This is a genomic window from Microbacterium luteum (genome assembly GCF_015277875.1).
In the GTDB taxonomy this organism is placed as follows: Bacteria; Actinomycetota; Actinomycetes; order Actinomycetales; family Microbacteriaceae; genus Microbacterium; species Microbacterium luteum.
In genome coordinates this window covers 892,404-911,407 of sequence record NZ_CP063814.1, presented here as the reverse complement: position 1 = coordinate 911,407, position 19,004 = coordinate 892,404, and the positions used below count along the sequence as shown (strand labels likewise).

At 70.3% G+C, this 19,004-nt stretch carries 17 protein-coding genes and 2 tRNA genes; 5 read left to right on the top strand and 14 right to left on the bottom strand.

Annotation, left to right across the window (positions count from 1 at the left end; translation table 11 throughout):
• Positions 1-14 precede the first annotated feature (14 nt).
• The 4 genes from IM777_RS04440 to sigK all read right to left on the bottom strand — a co-directional run bounded on the left by IM777_RS04440 (position 15) and on the right by sigK (position 3,263).
• Entirely contained in the window at positions 15-899 is an 885-nt protein-coding gene (locus tag IM777_RS04440; protein ID WP_071044436.1) for an aminodeoxychorismate lyase, read from the bottom strand.
• Positions 900-1,228: 329 nt separating this feature from the next.
• Positions 1,229-1,867 (bottom strand): DNA-directed RNA polymerase subunit beta, encoded by a 639-nt coding sequence (locus tag IM777_RS04435; RefSeq protein ID WP_071044435.1) that lies wholly within the window; start codon positions 1,865-1,867, stop codon positions 1,229-1,231.
• Between the two features lie 29 nt (positions 1,868-1,896).
• Positions 1,897-2,664 carry an anti-sigma factor gene (locus tag IM777_RS04430; protein ID WP_071044434.1) on the bottom strand — a complete coding sequence of 256 codons (768 nt, stop codon included), beginning with the start codon at positions 2,662-2,664 and terminating at the stop codon, positions 1,897-1,899.
• Positions 2,661-3,263 carry an ECF RNA polymerase sigma factor SigK gene (sigK, locus tag IM777_RS04425; protein WP_176759402.1) on the bottom strand — a complete coding sequence of 201 codons (603 nt, stop codon included), beginning with the start codon at positions 3,261-3,263 and terminating at the stop codon, positions 2,661-2,663. Before sigK ends, IM777_RS04430 begins: the two co-directional genes overlap by 4 nt.
• Before the next feature lie 191 nt (positions 3,264-3,454).
• On the opposite strand from sigK, the gene IM777_RS04420 reads away from it, so the two are divergent.
• The 4 genes from IM777_RS04420 (at position 3,455) to IM777_RS17145 (ending at position 5,146) form a co-directional block, all read left to right on the top strand.
• On the top strand, positions 3,455-4,120 hold the full coding sequence (locus IM777_RS04420; protein ID WP_194385441.1) for a fasciclin domain-containing protein: 666 nt from the start codon (positions 3,455-3,457) through the stop codon (positions 4,118-4,120).
• 118 nt (positions 4,121-4,238) lie between these two features.
• Positions 4,239-4,314 (top strand) — tRNA-Lys (locus tag IM777_RS04415).
• A 47-nt stretch (positions 4,315-4,361) separates the two neighbouring features.
• A complete protein-coding gene (locus IM777_RS17150; RefSeq protein WP_228480950.1) occupies positions 4,362-4,766 on the top strand; it encodes an MOSC domain-containing protein in 405 nt (134 codons plus the stop codon).
• Entirely contained in the window at positions 4,736-5,146 is a 411-nt protein-coding gene (locus IM777_RS17145) for an MOSC domain-containing protein (RefSeq protein ID WP_228480949.1), read from the top strand. Before IM777_RS17150 ends, IM777_RS17145 begins: the two co-directional genes overlap by 31 nt.
• On the opposite strand, the gene IM777_RS04405 is transcribed toward IM777_RS17145, so the two are convergent.
• The 4 genes from IM777_RS04405 to IM777_RS04390 are packed head-to-tail and all read right to left on the bottom strand — an operon-like array spanning position 5,133 to position 11,281.
• Entirely contained in the window at positions 5,133-8,084 is a 2,952-nt protein-coding gene (locus IM777_RS04405; protein WP_071044432.1) for a DUF2207 domain-containing protein, read from the bottom strand. The two genes, IM777_RS17145 and IM777_RS04405, sit on opposite strands and share 14 nt — an antisense overlap.
• Before the next feature lie 5 nt (positions 8,085-8,089).
• Positions 8,090-8,359: a hypothetical protein gene (locus tag IM777_RS04400; protein ID WP_194384795.1), complete on the bottom strand. Its 270-nt coding sequence runs from the start codon at positions 8,357-8,359 to the stop codon at positions 8,090-8,092.
• A 37-nt stretch (positions 8,360-8,396) separates the two neighbouring features.
• A complete protein-coding gene (locus IM777_RS04395; protein ID WP_071044430.1) occupies positions 8,397-8,978 on the bottom strand; it encodes an isochorismatase family protein in 582 nt (193 codons plus the stop codon).
• On the bottom strand, positions 8,975-11,281 hold the full coding sequence (locus IM777_RS04390) for an MMPL family transporter (RefSeq protein WP_071044429.1): 2,307 nt from the start codon (positions 11,279-11,281) through the stop codon (positions 8,975-8,977). The genes IM777_RS04395 and IM777_RS04390 overlap by 4 nt, the downstream gene beginning before the upstream one ends.
• Positions 11,282-11,338: 57 nt before the next feature.
• On the opposite strand from IM777_RS04390, the gene IM777_RS04385 reads away from it, so the two are divergent.
• A complete protein-coding gene (locus tag IM777_RS04385) occupies positions 11,339-12,298 on the top strand; it encodes an EamA family transporter (RefSeq protein ID WP_071044428.1) in 960 nt (319 codons plus the stop codon).
• A 5-nt stretch (positions 12,299-12,303) separates the two neighbouring features.
• Here the strand turns inward: IM777_RS04385 and IM777_RS04380 are convergent, their stop codons facing one another.
• The 6 genes from IM777_RS04380 to topA all read right to left on the bottom strand — a co-directional run bounded on the left by IM777_RS04380 (position 12,304) and on the right by topA (position 18,993).
• Positions 12,304-12,696 carry a hypothetical protein gene (locus IM777_RS04380; RefSeq protein WP_071044427.1) on the bottom strand — a complete coding sequence of 131 codons (393 nt, stop codon included), beginning with the start codon at positions 12,694-12,696 and terminating at the stop codon, positions 12,304-12,306.
• A 58-nt stretch (positions 12,697-12,754) separates the two neighbouring features.
• Positions 12,755-12,827, bottom strand: a tRNA-Thr gene (locus IM777_RS04375).
• Between the two features lie 74 nt (positions 12,828-12,901).
• Positions 12,902-14,440: an alpha/beta hydrolase gene (locus tag IM777_RS04370; RefSeq protein ID WP_071044557.1), complete on the bottom strand. Its 1,539-nt coding sequence runs from the start codon at positions 14,438-14,440 to the stop codon at positions 12,902-12,904.
• A gap of 11 nt (positions 14,441-14,451) precedes the next feature.
• Positions 14,452-15,636: a DNA polymerase III subunit delta' gene (locus IM777_RS04365; protein ID WP_071044426.1), complete on the bottom strand. Its 1,185-nt coding sequence runs from the start codon at positions 15,634-15,636 to the stop codon at positions 14,452-14,454.
• A 10-nt stretch (positions 15,637-15,646) separates the two neighbouring features.
• The gene (tmk, locus tag IM777_RS04360) at positions 15,647-16,300 is read right to left on the bottom strand and encodes a dTMP kinase (protein ID WP_071044425.1); all 654 of its coding nucleotides are present in this window, start codon (positions 16,298-16,300) and stop codon (positions 15,647-15,649) included.
• Positions 16,297-18,993: a type I DNA topoisomerase gene (topA, locus tag IM777_RS04355; RefSeq protein ID WP_075807105.1), complete on the bottom strand. Its 2,697-nt coding sequence runs from the start codon at positions 18,991-18,993 to the stop codon at positions 16,297-16,299. Before topA ends, tmk begins: the two co-directional genes overlap by 4 nt.
• Between the last annotated feature and the right edge of the window lie 11 nt (positions 18,994-19,004).

Sequence of the window (19,004 nt, the reverse complement as noted above, 5' to 3'; positions counted from 1 at the left end):
CATGAGCGCGCCGCTCAGTCGCGAGGCGCGAGCAGGTACTCGTTGAGCGATGCCGTGAAGGCGGCGTCGAGGGGCAGCTGCGCGCCGTCGATCGCGACCACAGGAGCCGCGAGCCGAACGCTCGAGACGAGCCACGCCGCATCCGCTTCGTGCAGCCGGGACACCGGCACGGTCTCGTACGCGGCATCGAAGCCGAGGTCGCGCAGGTGTGCGAACAGGCTCACCTGGGTCGTGCCGTGCAGGATGCCCGCGCCGGGTTCGGGCGTGACGAACCGGTCCCCGAATCGCAGGATGACCGAGCTGGTGGGCCCCTCGAGCACGATGGCGTCGGTCGTGACGAACAGCGCGTCATCGGCGCCGCGTCGCCGCGCCTCGCGGATCGCCGCCATGTTCACGGCGTAGGACAGGGTCTTGGCCCCGAGCAGCAGCCACGGCGCTCGTGCGGGAGCGGCGCTGTCGAAGCCGCGGTCGAGCGTGACCACGCGGACACCCCCGGTGCGGGCGGCGGTGTTGTCGGGGGCGGATGCGGCGGTGACCCACGCGGTCGGGGTGGGTCCGTGCTCGATGCCGCGACTCAGGATGAGCTTGATCACGCACTCCCCCGGCGGACATGCCGCGGCCGCGACGGCGATCGCCTCACGCCACTGCACGAGGTTCGGTGCCGGCAGGTCGCACAGCCGCGCCGAGTGCGCCAGCCGGTCCAGGTGGGGTCCGACCTCCTGCGCGTGCCCGTCGACGACGCCGATCGACTCGAAGATGCCGTCACCGCGCTGCGTGCTCAGCTCGCCGATGCTGAGCGCGGGCGCCGCAGGGTCGACCTGCTGGAACGTCGCCGCGAAGTCGGTGGCGGCCGCATCCGCCTCGGCGGGGTCGATGATGAGCGCGAATCTCCAAGCCATGGCACGAGCCTACGGCGCCCGGAATACCCCCGGCGCACGGTCCGTTACACTGGAACAGCCGGGCCGCAGTAACCCCGGGCTCCATCTTCTGCCGCTTCGAGCGGCCTTGCGCCGAGAGGCGTTCTGCGGCCCGGCACTTTGCTGCCCGGCCCGGCCCGGACGCTGCCCGCCCGGACGCGCATCCGCATCCTCATCCACTCCCCACCGCACGACGCCCGATGTCGGAGATTCATCGCTTTGTCGGAGACATTCGCCGTTTTTCTCCGACATCGGCGCGATTCTCCGACATCGGCGAGGCGATCGGACCGGTCAGGATGGATCTGGTGCGATCACGTGAGGGTCTCGCGTCGCCACAGGCCGGCGCAGGTCGCGAGATCGGTGCCGTAGTCGGACAGGCGGAGCGCTCGGCGCGTGAGCGCACTCGCACGGTCGGACTCCGTCGGCTCGTAGTCGTCGGCGAGGTGGGTGGATCCGGCAGCCTGGATGCGGCAGAACGCCGCCGCACGCTCCAACGCCACCGCGAAGTCCCCGCTGAACGCGCCGCGCAGGATGACGTCGATGAGCGCGACCAGCTCCTCCGGCCCGGCAGGCGTGGGAGCACCCGCGACGACGTCGTCGGCGGAGGCGAGCTCCGCGCGCCCGCGCTCGTACAGCAGCGCCGCCGTGCCGGGATCGTCGTGGATCATCAGCTGCAGCAGGTACAGCCGCCACAGCGCGCCCGGCAGGCTCGACGCCGGCGAACGCGACCACAGCTCGGCGATGTCGTCGATCCCGTGGTCGTCGGTGAAGGTCACCAGGCGGTCGACGACCGCCGCATCCGGCTCGTCGCGCACGCGCGAGAGCAGCGCCTGGGCGGTCGAGTGTGCGGCGCGCGAGACCTCAGCCGGGTCCTGCGCCGAGTAGAGCCGATCGAACAGCTCCGCGGGGCGCCGCACGGGCTTGTGGAATTCCCGGGACTCGTCACTCATGCGTCCAGGCTACGCGCCCGACGACGACGTCACGCCGTGGGGATGACCACGATCGGATCGGTCGACGGCTGTCCGGTCGGCGATCCGCCGGCGGGTTCGATCGTCACCGCGAGGGCATCTCCCGGCTCGAACTGGCCCTCCAGGAGCGCGGGCTCGTCGCTGTCTGCGGGACTGTAGAGGCCGGCCGATACCGGACCCTCCCCGCGCACGAACCACAGCTCGTACGTCTGGTCGTCGCCGAGGTCGGGCAGATCGTCGGAGACGAGCACGGCCTGTCCCAGCGACTCCGACCAGTAGGCCGTGACCGCACCCTCGCCGTTGACGAGCTCGGCAGTCGTCGCCTCCGAATCCGGGGCGTCCTCGATCTGCTGGAGCGCGACGACGGATGCCGGCCGCGTGAGGTACTCGTTGATCGTGACCGCGCCGAAGCCGAGCGCCACCAGCAGCACGAGCGACGCGGCGAGCGCGAACATGCCGCGCATCCACTTCTGCCGTGCGACGGTCTGGATGGCTTCGGTGCGCGGCGCCGTCGACGGCTGGACCGGCGGTGATGCCGGTGCCTTGGGGACCTGCGGTGTCTCGGCGATGCGGGCGAAGAGTGCCTCGCGAATCGCCGTGGGCGGCTCGACGATGGGGACGGCAGAGCCCAGCAGGGCCGCGGCATCGGCGTCGGCGGCGGCGATGTGCTGCCATTCCGGGTTTGCGGCGAGCGCGGCTTCGTACGCGCGCTCGTCGTCGGCCGACAGGGCGTGCAACGCGTGCCCCGCCGACAGCTCCGCGAACTCGTTCCGATTCACGCTTTCACCCCCATCTCGACCCGTAGCCGCGACAGACCGTCGCGCATCCTGGTCTTGACCGTTCCCAGCGGCGATCCTGTCATCGCCGCGATCTCGCTTTGACTGTAACCCCCGTAGTACGCCAGGACGATGGCCTCGCGCTGAGGGTCGGGAAGGGCCGACAGAGCCGTCGAGACGCGTCGTCCTTCGAGCTTCAGTTCGACCTGCTCCGCGACCCCGTCGTATGCCACTCCGAGGTCACGGATGCCGGCGCGGACGTCGCGATCGCTGCTCGCCTGCGACGACCGCACGCGGTCGACGGCTCGGCGATGGGCGATCGTGAGCACCCACGACCTTCCTTGCCCTTTCTTCGGAGCGAACTTCGCGGCGGATTGCCACACCTCCAGAAACACTTCCTGAAGGACCTCTTCACTCTGCGATCGGTCGACGAGCACACGCAGGATGAGACCGAAAACGCGCGAGGAGAGCATGCCGTACAGCGCGGTGAACGCGCTCTGGTCGCCTCCGGCGATGCGTTCGAGGAGTTCGGCGACGTGATCGGTGCGGTCGCTGCCGTCCTCGGGGACGTCGACGCCGTCAATGACCATACGCTCCAGCATGCCTCACGCGCGCGAGGAATCCGGTATCGGTACGGTCCGCTTGACGTGTGTCGACGGCTGTGAGCGGCTGCGGAGAGACCGGATCCGAGAAATCTCCAATCCACCCGCCCGGGTGCTCCGAAGAGCCTGTGTACGCCGCTTCTGCGGACGACGATCCGGCCCTCGCGGCCACCTACACCGGAGGTAAAGTCATGCTCACCAAGAAGTCGCACATCACTGCTGGTCTCTCGCTCGCCGTCGCCGCGACGTTCGCGCTGTCGGCCTGTTCCGGCTCCACGTCGTCGGAGACGATGGACGAGGACATGCCCACCGAAGAGACCACCGCCCCCATGGAGGACGACGCCATGGAGGAAGACACCATGGACCCCGCCGCCATGCTCGTCGGCCCGGGCTGCGCCGACTACGCGGAAGCCGTTCCGGACGGCGCGGGCTCGGTCGAGGGCATGGCCATGGATCCCGTCGCGGTCGCCGCGTCGAACAACCCGCTCCTGACCACGCTCACCGCGGCCGTCAGTGGCGAGCTGAACCCCGACGTCAACCTCGTCGACACCCTGAACGGCGACGAGTTCACCGTCTTCGCGCCCGTCGACGACGCGTTCGCCCAGATCGACGAGGCCACGATCGAGACGCTCTCCACCGACTCGGAGCTGCTCACCTCGATCCTCACGTACCACGTCGTTCCCGGGCAGCTGAGCCCCGACGAGGTCGTCGGAACCCAGACCACGGTCCAGGGTGGCGACGTCGAGGTCACCGGCTCGGGTGACGAGCTGATGGTCAACGACGCGATGGTCATCTGCGGTGGCGTTCAGACCGCCAACGCGACCGTGTACCTCATCGACTCGGTTCTGATGCCGTAAGGCTCGAACCGCCGGCGGCCGGACTCGGGGGAGGGCCGGCCGCGACCAAGACGACGCGGTCGTCGACGCTATGCGAGGTGCGTCGGCGGCCGCGTCGCCCATTAGGCTGGAGGTTCACGGGCCTCTAGCTCAGTCGGTAGAGCATCGGACTTTTAATCCGCGGGTCGTGGGTTCGAGCCCCACGGGGCCCACCAACCTCGTCATGCGAAGAGGCCCCGGCCACCGCGTGCGAGGATGAGGCGTGCCCACGGTCACCGCTCTCTTCCGCTACCCGGTCAAGGGCTTCACACCCGAGGCGCTGACCGCTCTCGAGATCGACGCCGACGGTCGCGTGCGAGGCGATCGGGTACTGGCCTTCCGGTTCGCCGACGCCGTGACGCCCGATTCCGACGGCGGGCTCGATCACTGGCCGAAGGCGCGCGGCCTCTCGCTCATGCGCTTCGCCTCTCTCGCGAGGCTGCGCACGACGTTCGACGCCGCAGAGCGGCGCCTGCGCATCCACGACGACGAGGAAGGCCTCGTGCTCGACACGGTCCTCGACGATGAGGGTCGCCGAAAGGCGGCGGGTGGCTCACCCGCACCGCCGACGCCCGTCTTCTCCGTGCGGACGGCGTCATGCCCCTCCACCTCATCGGCGACGGGCTGACCTCGCGCTTCCAGGACCGCGCCCGCGGATATGTGTCGCTGCACGGAGCCGCGTCGGTGCACGCGGTGGCGGATGCCGCGCCGGTCGCCATCGACGATCGCCGTTTTCGATCGAACATCGTCATCGGAGACACCCACGCCTGGGAGGAGCTGAGCTGGCGCGGATCGCTGCGCATCGGCGGGATGGAGTTCGACATCGAGCGGCCCATCGGCCGCTGTGCGGCGATCACCGTCAATCCCGACACGGGCGTTCGGGATGCGCGCCTCCTCGGCCTGCTCACGAAGGAGTTCGCCCAATCGGAGCCGACCCTGGGTGTTCTCCTGCTCCCCCGACACGGTGGCGGGACCATCCGGGTCGGAGACGACGTCACTCCGCTCTGACGTCCGCGTCGGTCCGAGCGCGAGCGCGGGAGGCCTCCGGGCGCACGAGGATCCAGCCGGCCACGCTCGCGGCGATCGCCGTGAGCGCTCCCCCCGCGAGAGCCGGGAACTCCCGCCAGTCCGACGGCATGTCGGCCGTCGCCCAGAAGAACACGATCAGGGCGGCGACCGCGAACGCCGGGGGGAGCACCCACATCGCCTCGCGGAACGTGCCGCGGGAAAACCGACGGGATCGGCGGACACGGACGACAACCGCGGCCAGCACCGCGAGTGCGAGAGCCGCGGCGGTGAGGACGCCGACGAGCACGATCGGGAACACCTGGGACAGGCGATGCTGCGTCCACCCGGCCCGGTCGACGGTGAAGGACCCGGCGGGGAACTCCAGCAGGACACCGAGGCCGGAGTAGGTGCCGGAGGTGGGATATCCGTACTCCCCCTCGGCTGTCTCGAGCACGTGAGTGACCACGGACCCCTCCGTGATCTGCTCCTCGGTCAGAGTCCCGCTGGCGTCAGAGTCCGGGAGCCCACGCTCCAGCTCCTCGACGGCCGTGCCGAACGGGAATCCCGATTCCCGCCAGTCCCGCGCCTCCTCGGCGGTGTCCGGGTCCTCCCGTAGCCATCCGGCGGACAGTGCTGTCTCGGCGAGGTCATCCGGAATGGCGATCGAGACGCGTGCCGACGGCGCCGACGGATGCCCCCATCCGCTCTCCCACCCGTCCAGCAGCGCACTCCAGCGGATCCGCTGCACCGTCTCTTCGTCGTGTCCCGACACCGGCGATCCGACGCCGACGGTGACCGGATGCTCGATCGCGTACGCGATCTCGACCGTATGCTCGCCCTCCAGCACCCGTGGCAGAGCCGTCGAGACCTCTGTCTGGGCACCCACCCGCGAGGCGCTGTAGTCGACAGCGTCGCCGTCGACGCGCACCGCGGCAACCTCGAATCCGATGTCCTGGCCGTCCACCTCGGCCGGGAATCGCTGGGCGAACTGCGGGACGCGCGCGGCCCCCTCCTCGAACGTCACGTCGACGCGCTCCGTGACGACCAGGACCGGTTCGCCGGCGACGAGCTCGATCCTCGCCGCGATGTCCACCGCGCTCACCTGCGTGTAGAGGGTTCCGGCCGCGGCGAAGTCCCAGGATGCACTCGTCCCTCCCCGTTCGTACGGGTTGGGCACGATCGCGATCACGCCCACGGCGCCGACGACGACGAAGACCGCCAGGACGCGGATGAGAAGCCTCGGCCAGGTCAGGAAGTCGCGCGTGCGCCAACGCCGGAGATCGTCGGCGCCGAGCTCGTCGGCCACGCGCGCGAAGACGACCTCGCCGGTCGGCCTCGGATCACCGGTGAGGACGGCGTAGGGAAAACCTCGATCGGTCAGCGGAGAGCGCGCGATCAGCTCGGTTCGTTCGGCCTGAAGACGCACGCCCAGCAGATGCTGTCGAGCGAGGGCCCCCCGACGAGTCAGCGGGCGCGCCGACAGCGCGATCCAGAAGATGGCCGCGGTGAGCACGAGCGAGAGGGCGACGAAGGCGACCGGCCACCACACGATCGCGAGCGTGGCCTGGTGGGAGAGCTGCCGGACCAGTCCCAGCTGCAGGAGTGACAGAGCCGGCGGAGCACACAGGAACGCGTCGCGCACGAACCCTCGGGGGATGCGGCGGTATCCCTCCCTCAGCTGCGCGCCGCGGGCGGGATCGAGCCGGAAAGCCGCCGCCGCCCGGAAGCGGTCGCCGAACCGGCCGGTCCGCGCAGCCGCACGCCCCACCGCCGCCAGGTGCTCGGCGCGGCGGCCGCCACCGAGGCGATCGATCGCGAGGGCGAGTTCGCGCGTGCGGACCGCACCCAGAAGCTGAGCCGCGGTGCGCACATCCACGCCCTCCGGCGGATCGTGCTGAGCGACGTACCACGGCCGCCCTCGGGCATCGCTCCAGGCGACCGCCCGCGCGGCAAGGGCGAACAGGAGCGAGACGAGAAGGATCGCGAGCGGAACGAGAGGGCCGAACGACTGGACGAGGAAGAGGGGCGAGGGCGGAGGCATCGCGATGGTGCCGGCGGGGAAGACGAGGGTGAACCATGCCTGCGAGTGCGGGGGCATGTTCTGCTCGAGCGTGAACGCGTACGTCACGCTCGACGGCGGGGAGTCCGCTTCCGGCTCCAGCCACTCCCCGCCGCCGACGAGGCTCCACGCGGCCGCCCCTCGCGGGCTGCGCACGAGCTCGGAATCGAGGTGCTCGGGCAGCGTGACGCTCACGTTCAACACCGCCATGCCGTGCGGCCAGTCCGGACCGAGCACGCTCCACTCGACGATGTCGGCGTCGCGGCCCGTCGCCGCGTCGATCCCCGAAAAGGCGAGGTCGTGGAGGCGATAGCGCAGCACGAGGGTGTGATCACCGGACAGCTCGTGGCCGGCATCGACCTGCACGCGCAGCTGATCGCCGGTGTCACGCACCGCGGGTGCCACCGCCACGCCGTCGAGCGTCACCTCGATGACCTCCGTGCGCAGATCATGCCCCTCGTACTGCGTCGGCAGCGTGCGCGCGATCGTCGATCGATCGAGGTCGTCGGGAAAGAGCGCCGTGATGGTCTCGGTGACCTCGGCATCCAGATGGCCGTCGCTCTGCGGCAGCAGCGTGTAGGCGGCGTCGAACTCGCGGGCGATCCAGCTGTCGGTCGCGCTCTCAGCGGAATCGAGCAGGTCATCCAGCGTCAACGGCGGGTTGATGACGGGACCCACCAGGAGGAGCACGCCCACTGCGGCGACCAGCGCCCAGCCGCCGCGCAGCGTCCAGCGCAGCCGCGCGCCGCCGTGCGACCGCAACCATGCCTCCGTCGCCAGGAGCCAGCGCGACAGCAGCGCCCACAGCGGCGTCGGGCGAGGGCGCGTGTCGTCGACGCGATCCGCGGGGGGCGCGTCGGAGGATCCGGGGTTCTCCACGCCGGTCAGAGCGCGAGCAGAAGAGCGATGGGCAGGATGACGGCCGCCGCGCCGACAACGAGTCCTGCCGCGGCCGGGAAGCGTCCTCCGCGTCCGAGTTGATACAGCCGGAACCCGAACGCGCTGCACGCCACGGCGGGCACGCCGACGAGTATCGACAGGCCGGGACTGATCACGCTGAGCAGCATCGCCACGATCGCGAGCACGAGCCCGGCCACCGCGACGGGATTGGTCACGCGGTCAGGGGGTGAGGCGTCCGGCTCGTCGTCGGTCACCCTCCGAGACTACGCGGCACGCGGTGCGACCGGTGGATCAATCCACAGACGCGGCGAGCGCGCCGCCGGCGTGGGCGATCTCGGCGAGGGCGCGGTCGCTCGAGTCGGGCGCGACCCCGGCGACCAGGTCGGTGAGCACCCGCACCCGTCGACCCGCGGCGATGGCATCCAGGGCGGATGCGCGAACGCAATAGTCGGTGGCGATGCCGACGACGTCGATGTCGAGCACGCCGTGCTCTTCGAGCAGCTGCACGGCCGTGCGGCCGTCGTCGGTCTCGCCTTCGAACAGCGAGTACGCGGGCTCCCCCCTGCCCTTCTTGAGGTGATGGGTCACACCCGTCGTGTCGAAATGGTCGTCGTACTCGGCGCCCGCCGTTCCGGCGACGCAATGGACGGGCCACGTGTCGACGAAGTCGGGCTCGCCGTCGGCGAAGTGACCGCCGTTGTCGTTGTCGCCGTCGTGCCAGTCCCGCGACGCGACGACGATGACATAGTCGTCGCGATGGGCGGCGACATACTCACTGATGCGGCGGGCGACGTCGTCACCGCCTTCCACCCCGAGGGCGCCGCCCTCGGTGAAATCGTTCTGGACGTCGACGATGAACAAGGCCGTGCTCATTCTTCGAGCGTACGCCGGTACTCCGCTCGTGTCAGGGCATGGCCGTCGTCGGCCGTGAGTTCCTCCGCCGGCTGCCCGTCACCCGACGAGCCCGCTCCGGATGCGCCGCCGCGCGCCGAGTCCTCGCGCCGCGCGAGCTTCGAGGGCCACCAGATCGCCCGGCCGATGTCGTACGACAGCGCCGGAACGAGAAGGGAGCGCACGACGAAGGTGTCCAGCAGCACACCGAACGCCACGATGAAGGCGATCTGAGCGAGGAACAGGATCGGGATGACCCCGAGCGCGGCGAACGTGGCCGCCAGAACGAGGCCGGCGGAGGTGATCACCCCGCCGGTGGCGACGAGTCCGCGCAGGATCCCGCGCCGTGTGCCGTGGACCAGCGACTCCTCCCTCACTCTCGACATGAGGAAGATGTTGTAGTCCACGCCGAGGGCGACGAGGAAGACGAATCCGTACAGCGGCACGGCCGGATCGGCGCCCGGGAAGGCGAAGACGCCGTTGAAGACGAGAGCCGATACGCCGAGGGCCGACCCGAAGGAGAGGATGACGCTCGCCACCAGCAGCACCGGGGCCAGCACCGCCCGCAGGAGCAGCATGAGGATGACGAGGATCACCGCCAGGACGACCGGGATGATCACCGTCCGGTCGCGGATCGAGGTGTCGTTCGAGTCGATGTCGGTCGCCGTCACCCCGCCGACGAGGGCCGTTCCCTCCCCCAGCTCCTCGTCGTACGCGATGCGCAGGTCGCGCACGGTGTCCTCCGCGGCGACCGAATCGGCTGCGTCGGTGAGGGTTCCGATCAGGAGCACGTCGCCGTCGGAGAGGGTCGGCTCCGGCGCCGCGGATCCCGGGGGTCCGAACGCCTCGATCGTGGCCTCGCCGCCATCGACGACGACACCGGCCTGGCCGGTGGGCGAATCCTCGCTCGCGACGGCGACGGCATCCACACCCTCGTTCTCGTCGAGCACCTCGGCGGCCGCGCCCAGATCGGACTCGGGGACGATCACGTACACCGGGCTTCCCGACCCTGCCGGGAAGTGCTCGGCGAGCACGTCCTGCCCATCGCGCGCCTCGGAGGCGCCGAGCACGAGGTCGCTGGTGGCGACGCCGTCGGCCTTCAGCTGCGTGACGCCCACGGCGGCGGCGAGAAGGACGACCGTGCTGATGATCCAGACGGGGCGCGCGTGACGCGCGACCAGGCGCGCCTGCCGCTGCCAGAATCCGGCGACCGGCTGGGTCAGATCGTCGGGGATCTGCGCGGGAGGCGCCTTCGGGATGAACGGCCAGAATGCTGCTCGACCGAACAGCGCCAGCAGCGCCGGCAGGAAGGTCAGGGCGGACAGCATCGAGAAGACGATGCCGATGGAGGCGATGGGACCGAGGGCGCGGTTGGTCGCGAGGTCGCTGAGCAGCAGGCACAGGAGTCCGGCGATCACGGTGCCGCCGGACGCGAGTATGGGCTCGAACGCCCCGCGCCAGGCCCGCAGGGCCGCATCCCAGCGCCCGAGTCCCTCACCCGCGGCCTCGCGGAACCGGGCGACGTAGAGCAGGGCGTAGTCGGTCGCCGCGCCGATCACGAGGATGAAGAGGATGCCCTGCACCTGGCCGTTCAAGACGAAGACGTCGGCGAACGCGAGCCACCACACGACCAGCAGCGCGACGCACAGCGCGAACACGCTCGTGAGCAGCACGAGGATCGGCAGGAGGGGGGATCGATAGACGATCACGAGGATCACGAACACCGCGATCAGGGCCACCGCGAGGAGCAGGCCGTCGATGCCGAGGAAGCCCTCGGTGAGATCGGAGGTGAACCCGGCCGGGCCGGTGACCCAGCCCTGCATGCCGTCGGACAGGTCCGCCTCGATGAGGTCGCGGATCTCCTCGACCGTCTCGCGCACCTCGCCCGACGAATCGATCGGCACGAAGATCTGCGCCGCCTCCTCGTCCTCCGACACGATCGGCGGGGAGACGCCGTCCACGACGCCGGGAAGGTCCGCGATCTCGTCGGAGAGATCGCTGATCTCCGCGAGGTCGTCGTCGGAGAGGGCGCCGTCGCCGGTGACGACCACGACGGCCGGGATGGTGTCGTCGCCGAGGAAGTCCGGCAGCCGTTCGGAGACCTGCGTGGCGTCGGCGCTCTCGGGAAGGAAGCTGGACTGGTCGTTGGTGGCGACCTCGTCGACCTTTCCGAAGTACGGGCCCCCGATGGAGCCGCCGATGAGCCAGACGAGAACGAGGACGATCGGGATGCCGACACGCGCCCATCGTGGGGGCGTGCGTCGGACGTGCTGCGGCGAGGACATATAGCTAGCCTATCTAGCGATATCCGTCCCCCGACGGACGCCCGTAGGCTGATCCCGATGTTCGCCGCGCTGATCGCCTTCACCGGGGCCCTCGTCTACGGCTCCGCCGACTTCCTCGGCGGGCTGGCCGCACGACGTCTGCGGTCCATCGTCGTCACCGCGGTCGCAGCCGCCACCGGTCTCCTCGCCCTCCTCGCCGCCCTGCCGCTCGTCGGCGGCGCTTGGCTGAGCACCGATGTGATGTGGGGACTGCTCTCAGGCATGCTCGGCGTCGTCGCCATCGTGCTCCTCTACGCGTGCCTCGCGATCGGGCCGATGAGCATCCTCTCGCCGCTGACAGCCGTCGTGACGGCGATCGCCCCGATGTCGTGGGGGCTGCTCGTTCAGGGCGAGGCCTTCAGCGCCCTGGGCTACGCCGGGCTCGCGATCGCGCTCGTCGCGGTCATCCTGGTGGGATTCATCCCCGGCGAGAAGGTGGTCCGCCCGAGCCTCCGCGGCCTCCTGATGGCCCTGGGCGCCGGCGCCGCGATCGGCGCGTTCCTCATCGCGCTCGATCAGACCAGCGAGGCGAGCGGTCTCGTTCCCCTCGTCGTCAACCGCGCGACGAGCACCGTCATCACCGGCGCCGTGGTGCTCGGCATGGTCGTCATCGCCCGGCGGCGCGGGCGGCCGGCGACGCACGCTCTTCTGCCCGTCGGCGCGCGCGTGGGTGCCGCGCCGAGCGGCCACGTCGACCTCGAGCACGCCGGCGGGGCCCCGACGGCGGCTGGGCGCGGTCCGCAGATCTCACCCTGGTGGCTGGCGATCGGATGCGGGCTGCTCGACGTGGGAGCGAACGTCGCAGCCCTCGTGGCGCTGCGATCGGGGGACCTCGCGGTGGTCTCCGCCCTCACGGCGCTCTACCCCGCCGGCACGATCCTCCTCGCCGCGCTCGTGCTCCGGGAGCGCGTCGCGGGCGTGCAGTGGATCGGCCTCGTTCTGGCGCTCGTCGCCGGCGGGATGCTCGCGGTCGGCTGACGCGGTCACCCGCGCACGAAGATCAGCGCGATCGAGACGCCGAGCGACACGACGCCGACGCCGAGGAACCCCACGGCGAACCAGGTCACGGCCCGCACGAGCGGCGAATGCGCGGTCAGGCGCAGGCGGTCACGGCTCCCCTGGCGGGCGAAGGCGTCGGCGGTGTCGTCGTGACCGATCGCCTGCTCCTGCTCCGCGGTCAGCACGGCCTGACCGACACCGTCATCGCCGAACCAGCGAGCGACCCGACCCTCGGGTGCGTCGTCGATGACGATGCGCACGGGTCGCCACGTGCCGTCGACGAGATAGAGGATGAGCGCGAGCCCGGCAACCAGAGTGCCGACACCGAATCCGAGCCACGCGAAGATCTCGGCGACTGTGTCGACCGCTCCGTGCATCGGCGATCCTCCGGTGGAGAGGGCGACAGGGGCCGCGGATGCGACCCCTTCGCGTCTGAGCCACCTAAGGGAATCGAACCCTTGACCTATTCATTACGAGTGAATCGCTCTGCCGACTGAGCTAAGGTGGCGCGCCCCGCTTGCGCGATGCACGATCAACGATCTTACAGCCTCGTGAACGCCGCCGCGAACCATCGGCGCCGGGTCACTCGCAGGTGATGTCGCCGTCGGGGACGGTGCCGTTCAGGAGATACGCGTCGACGGCGTCATCCACGCAGGCGTTCCCCTTGTTGTAGCCCGTGTGACCCTCACCCACGCGCGTGATCAGAACGCCGGACGACAGTTGATCGGCAAGCGCCACCGACCATTCGTACGGGGTCGCGGGGTCGTTGGTCGTGCCGACGACGAGGATGGGCGCCGCGCCGTCCGCGGTGATCTCCTCGCGCACCCCGGTCGGAGCGGCCGGCCACGCATCGCAGGGGTCGGGGCCCGACCAGTACGGCGCGATCGTCGGCGCTTCGGCGGCGATGAGGTCTTCCGCCGCCTGCTCCTCCGCGTCGGTGGCGTCGTCGGGGTAGTCCAGGCAGTTGTAAGCGCGGAAGGCCTCGGCGGAATTGTCGGTGTACTCGCCGCCCTCCCGGCCGTTGTAGAAGTCGGCCAGCGTGAACGCGAGGGTCGGGTCGCCGGCCAGAGCGTCGGTCAGCGCCTGGGTGAGGAAGGGCCAGCTGTCCTGGGAGTACAGGGCGGCGATGATCCCGGTCATGAGCGAGTCCGCGCCCAGCTGCCGCCCGTCCGCCGCGGGCAGGGGCTCGGCGTCGACGGCGGCGAGCAGGATTCCGAGGTCGGCCATGGCATCGTCGACCGAGCCTCGGAAGGGGCATTCCTGACCATCGAGGCAATCGGCCATGTACGCCCGCAGCGCGGACTCGAAACCGAGGGCCTGCGTCGTGCCGACCTCGAGTCCGGAGATGGAGGGATCGATCGCGCCGTCGAGCACGAGGCGCCCGACCTTCTCCGGGTAGAGCTTGGCGTACGTCGCCCCGAGGAATGTTCCGTAGGAATACCCGAGATAGTTCAGCTGCGCGTCGCCCAGCACGGCCCGGAGCACGTCCATGTCGCGAGCGGCGTTGTCGGTGGTGATGTAGGGCAGGATGCCGTCGCTGCCCGCCTCGCATGCATCCGCGAACTCCTGGTTGCGCTCCTCGAGCTCCGCGGTCCAGCCATCGCTTCCGCGCGGATCCTCCGGGATGTCGTACAGGTACGCATCCATCTCGGCCGCGTCGAAGCAGGTCACCGCCGTGGACGCGCCGACGCCGCGCGGGTCGAATCCGACGACGTCGTAGGCATCCACCACCTCTTCGCCCACGGCGAAGGTCAGCGAGTCACGGATCAGCGAGACGCCGCTCGACCCCGGCCCGCCGGGATTGGTCAGCAGCGACCCGATCGGGTCTCCCGAGGTCGCCCGGTGGCGGATGACGGACAGCTCGATCTCGCCCACGGTCGGGTCGTCCCAGTCCAGCGGCACGGCGACGGTCGTGCAGTCGAACTCCGAGCCGCACGCGGCCCAGTCGAGTGTCTGCTCGTAGAACGGCAGCAGCTCGGCCGCCACGCCGTCGGTGTCGGGAGCCGCGCTCGTGGTGGGGGCGGCGACGCCGCCCTCCTCGGGGATCATCGCGTACAGGCATCCGGTGAGCGTGAGGCTCGCGACGGCGATCCCGCCGACGACGGCGCCGACGCGACGCATCAGGGTGGTCTTCACGGTGTCCTCCCGCTGGCGACGGTGACCAGCAAGCTCTCGAGGGCCAGGGTGGGGTTGACGTTCTGTTCGAGGTTGCGCCGCGTCTCGGCGATGCGATCCAGTACCACCAGGGCGCGCCGCGGGCCCCAGGTCTGAGCGAGCGCGCGCAGTTCCGACTCGAGCTCGCGGTTGATCATGTCCGCCTCGCGCTCGAAGGCCAGCATCACGACATCGCGGTACATCGACTGCAGATCGGTGAGCACGCGGTCGATGCCGTCGCGCAGACTCCGGGTCGCGCGACGCTTCTGCTCATCCTCGAGCGCGGTCACCTGGGAGCGCACGGCGGGCGGCAGGGCGGCACCGTCGGCGACTCCGAGCGTGCGCCGCAGGTCGGCGCGCTCGGCCTCGTCGCGTTCCGCGGTGAGCGCCTTCGCGTCGTCGGTGGCCGCCTGCACGATGCGCGCGGCGACCTCGACCGCGTCGCCGACCCCGCGCACCCCGAGCACGCCGCGCAGGGTCTCTTCGCGTCGCGCTCGGGCGGCCACGTCGGTCGCCAGACGCTGCGCCATGCCGATGTGCCGCTGGGCGTGCCGCGCCGACTGCTCGGCGACCCCGGGATCGGCGCCGGTGCGCTGCACGATCAGGCGGGCGACGTCGTCGACCTCCGGGTCGCGGAGCCGCAGGGTGCGCACCCGCGAGCGGATGGTCGGGAGCAGATCGGCGTCGCTCGGCGCGCAGAGCACCCACACCGTGTGGTCGGGTGGTTCCTCGAGGGCCTTCAGCAGCACGTTCGAGGTGCGCTCGGCCATGCGATCGGCGTCTTCCACGACGATCACGCGGTGCCGACCGAGCGACGGCGCGTAGAAGGCGCGTTCGACGAGCTTGCGCGCCTCGTCGATGCGGATGATGACCTGCTCCGTGCGCAGCGCCGTCAGATCGGGATGGGTGCGGGCGAGCACCTGCCGCATCACCGTCTCGTCGCCGGGCTCCGCGATCAGCGCCGCCGCGAACGCGTAGGCGAGGGTCGAGCGCCCGGAGCCGGGGGGTCCGGTGATGAGCCACGCGTGCGTCATCGCCGTGGGATCCGCCGCCGCGGCCCGCAGGATCTCCACGGCGTCGGGCTGGCCCCACACGGCGTCCCAGGGAAGCGGTGCGGGATCGACGACGTCGACGGGAGACACCGGGTCGGCCGTCGCATCCATGGTCGTCAGCCTAATCCGCCGCGCCGACGTCGCCGGAACGCGCCTCGAGGAGGACTGCCACCCGGTCGCGGACTGCACCGGCGATCTCCCCGGCGGGGCGCATGGCGTCCACGACGAGGAAGCGGTCCGGCTCGGCGGTGGCCAGCGCGAGGAACTCGGCGCGCACCGCGGCGTGGAAGACCTCCTTCTCGGCCTCGAGGCGATCGAAGGGCTTGTCGTCCGCATCCAGCCGACTGCGCGCGAGGTGGGGATCGAGGTCGAGGAGCACCGTCAGGTCGGGCAGGAGCCCCTCGGTCGCCCACAGGGACAGGTCGCGCACCTCGTCGCGTCCGAGCACGCGCCCGGCGCCCTGGTAGGCGACCGACGAGTCGAGGTAGCGGTCCTGGATGACCACATCGCCTCGCTCGAGCGCGGGCCGCACGAGCGTGGCGATGTGGTGCGCACGGTCGGCGGCGTAGAGGAGCGCTTCGGCGCGAGGGGCGACCTCGCCCCGATGGTGCAGCACGATGTCGCGGATGAGGGCGCCCACCTCCGTGCCGCCGGGTTCCCGGGTACGGACCACGCTCGCCCCGCGATCGGAGAGCCATTCCGCGAGCAGCTGGGCCTGTGTCGTCTTGCCGGCGCCGTCGCCGCCCTCGAGGGTGACGAAGAGTCCGCGGGTCACGACTTCTTCGAGGTCGTCTTGCGCGTCGTCGTCGCCCGCTTGCGCTTGGGGGCCGGGCCCTTGGCGCGCTTGTCGGCGAGGAGCTGCACGGCACGCTCGAAGGTGACCGCCTCGACATCTTCGCCGCGGGGAATGGTCGCGTTCGTCTCGCCATCGGTGACATACGGCCCGAAGCGGCCGTCGCGCAGCTTGATCGGCTTGCCCGAGGTCGGGTCGGCCTCGAACTCCTTCAGCGCACTGGCGGCGCGGCGCGCGCCGTACTTCGGCTGCTTGTAGATCTCGAGTGCCTGCTCGAGGGTGACGTCGAAGAGCTGCTGCTCACTCTCCAGCGTGCGCGAGTCGGTGCCCTTCTTGAGGTACGGACCGTACCGCCCGTTCTGCGCGGTGATGGGCTCGCCGCTTTCCGGGTCCTCGCCCACGGTGCGCGGGAGCGACAGCAGCCGCAGCGCGGTCTCCAGATCGACGGTGTCGACCGACATCGACTTGAACAGCGACGCGGTGCGCGGCTTGGGGGCGTCCTTCTTCTTGGTCGCGCGCTTTTTCGGGGCCTCGGCCTCGGCGGGAGCCGCCGGCTCCTCGGGCTCCGGCTCGAGCTCCTGCACGTACGGCCCGTAGCGCCCGTCCTTCACGACGATATGCTTGCCGGTGTCGGGGTTCACGCCCAGCACGCGGTCGCCGGCGACGGGCGCCTCGATCAGCTCGGTCGCCTTCTCGACGGTGAGCTCATCCGGGGCCAGGTCTTCGGGGATGTTGACCCGTCGCGGCTCGCCCTCGGGGTCCTCGGCGTTCGGCACCTCCAGATACGGCCCGTACTTGCCGAAGCGCAGGGTCGCCACGTCGCCGATGGGCGTGGAGTTCAGCGCGCGGGCGTCGATCTCGCCCAGGTTGTCGACGATGTTGCGCAGTCCGACGTGCGCGTCGGATCCCCAGTAGAACTCGTGCAGCCAGTCGACGCGCTTCTGCTCGCCGCGGGCGATCGCATCGAGGTCGTCCTCGAGCGCCGCGGTGAAGTCGTAGTCGACGAGATCGGCGAAGTGCTGCTCGAGCAACCGCACCACGCTGAAGGCGAGCCAGCTCGGGATGAGCGCCTGCCCGCGCTTGGAGACGTATCCGCGGTTGAGGATGACGTCGATGATGCTCGCGAACGTCGAGGGGCGCCCGATCCCCTTCTCCTCGAGCGCCTTGACGAGGCTCGCCTCGGTGTAGCGCGGCTTGGGAGAGGTGGCGTGACCCTTCGGCTCGACCTCGGACAGGCGCAGCACGTCTCCGACCGCCAGCTGCGGCAGCGACTGGTCGGCCGCCTTGTCGGCGTCGCCGTGCTTCTCGTCACTGCCCTCTTCGTACGCCTCGAGGAAGCCCTTGAAGGTGTAGACCGTTCCCGAGGCCGTCAGTTCCACACGACGCCCGTCGGCGTCGACCTCGAGCGTGACCGTGGTGGTCTCGTACTTGGCGTCGGCCATCTGGCTGGCCATGGTGCGCTTCCAGATGAGGTCGTACAGGCGCTGCTCGTCGCGGTCCAGTTCGCCGGCCACCGACGACGGAGTGCGGAAGTCATCGCCCGAAGGACGGATCGCCTCGTGCGCCTCCTGCGCGTTCTTGGAGTTGCTGCGATACAGCCGGGGGTTGGCCGGCACGGCCTTGTCGCCGTAGAGGCTCACGGCCTGCGCACGAGCTGCTTCGACCGCCTGCTTGGACAGCGCCGTCGAGTCCGTTCGCATATAGGTGATGAACCCCTTCTCGTACAGGCGCTGCGCCACGCTCATCGCGTGCTTCGCGCTCATCGAGAGCTTGCGACCGGCCTCCTGCTGCATCGTGGAGGTCGTAAACGGGGCCTTGGGGCTGCGGGTTCCCGGCTTCGCCTCGAGGTGGGACACGGATGCGCGAGACGCGGTGCGGATGGCCTCGGCGAGATCGTTCGCCTCGGTCTCGCTGAGAACGAGAACCGCCTTCTTGAGCTCACCGCGGTCGTCGAAGTCGGTGCCGCGCGCGAGGGTTCCCCCGTCGATGCGCACCAGACGGGCTGAGAAGGACTTCTCGGGGTCGGTGGCTTCGCGCAGGGTGACCGCCGTCGCGTCGATCCCCCAATACGACGCCGAGACGAACGCCATGCGCTCGCGCTCGCGGTCGACGACCAGGCGCGTCGCGGCCGACTGGACGCGACCCGCGGAGGTTCCCTGCTGAACCTTGAACCACAGCACGGGGCTGACGTCCCAGCCGTAGAGCCGGTCGAGGATGCGGCGGGTCTCCTGCGCGTCGACGAGCGCGAGGTCGAGCTCGCGGGTGTTCTGCACCGCGGCGCGGATGGCGTCCTTGGTGATCTCGTGGAAGACCATGCGCTTGACCGGAACCTTCGGCTTGAGCGTCTCCAGAAGGTGCCACGCGATGGCTTCGCCCTCGCGGTCTTCATCGGTGGCGAGCAAAAGCTCATCGGCCTGCTTCAGCGCCCGCTTGAGCTCGGTGACCGTCTTGCGCCCCCGCTCGCTCTCGACGTAGTACGGATCGAAGCCGTTCTCGACGTCGATGGAGTACTTGCCGTAGGCCTCTTTCTTCTCCGCCGGGATCTGCTTCTTGTCCGCGAGATCGCGGATGTGCCCGACCGAGCTGAGCACCTCGTAGTCATCGCCCAGGTATCCCTGGATCGACCTCATCTTGGTCGGCGACTCGACGATGACGAGCTTCTTGCCTGTGGCCAACGGGGGGTCCT

Bases quoted from the DNA above. Each gene is read 5' to 3' on its own strand.
- IM777_RS04440 (WP_071044436.1), bottom strand. From the start codon at position 899: ATGGCTTGGAGATTCGCGCTCATCATCGACCCCGCCGAGGCGGATGCG.
- IM777_RS04435 (WP_071044435.1), bottom strand. From the start codon at position 1,867: ATGAGTGACGAGTCCCGGGAATTCCACAAGCCCGTGCGGCGCCCCGCG.
- sigK (WP_176759402.1), bottom strand. From the start codon at position 3,263: ATGCTGGAGCGTATGGTCATTGACGGCGTCGACGTCCCCGAGGACGGC.
- IM777_RS04420 (WP_194385441.1), top strand. From the start codon at position 3,455: ATGCTCACCAAGAAGTCGCACATCACTGCTGGTCTCTCGCTCGCCGTC.
- IM777_RS17145 (WP_228480949.1), top strand. From the start codon at position 4,736: ATGCCCCTCCACCTCATCGGCGACGGGCTGACCTCGCGCTTCCAGGAC.
- IM777_RS04395 (WP_071044430.1), bottom strand. From the start codon at position 8,978: ATGAGCACGGCCTTGTTCATCGTCGACGTCCAGAACGATTTCACCGAG.
- IM777_RS04390 (WP_071044429.1), bottom strand. From the start codon at position 11,281: ATGTCCTCGCCGCAGCACGTCCGACGCACGCCCCCACGATGGGCGCGT.
- IM777_RS04385 (WP_071044428.1), top strand. From the start codon at position 11,339: ATGTTCGCCGCGCTGATCGCCTTCACCGGGGCCCTCGTCTACGGCTCC.
- IM777_RS04380 (WP_071044427.1), bottom strand. From the start codon at position 12,696: ATGCACGGAGCGGTCGACACAGTCGCCGAGATCTTCGCGTGGCTCGGA.
- IM777_RS04370 (WP_071044557.1), bottom strand. From the start codon at position 14,440: ATGCGTCGCGTCGGCGCCGTCGTCGGCGGGATCGCCGTCGCGAGCCTC.
- IM777_RS04365 (WP_071044426.1), bottom strand. From the start codon at position 15,636: ATGGATGCGACGGCCGACCCGGTGTCTCCCGTCGACGTCGTCGATCCC.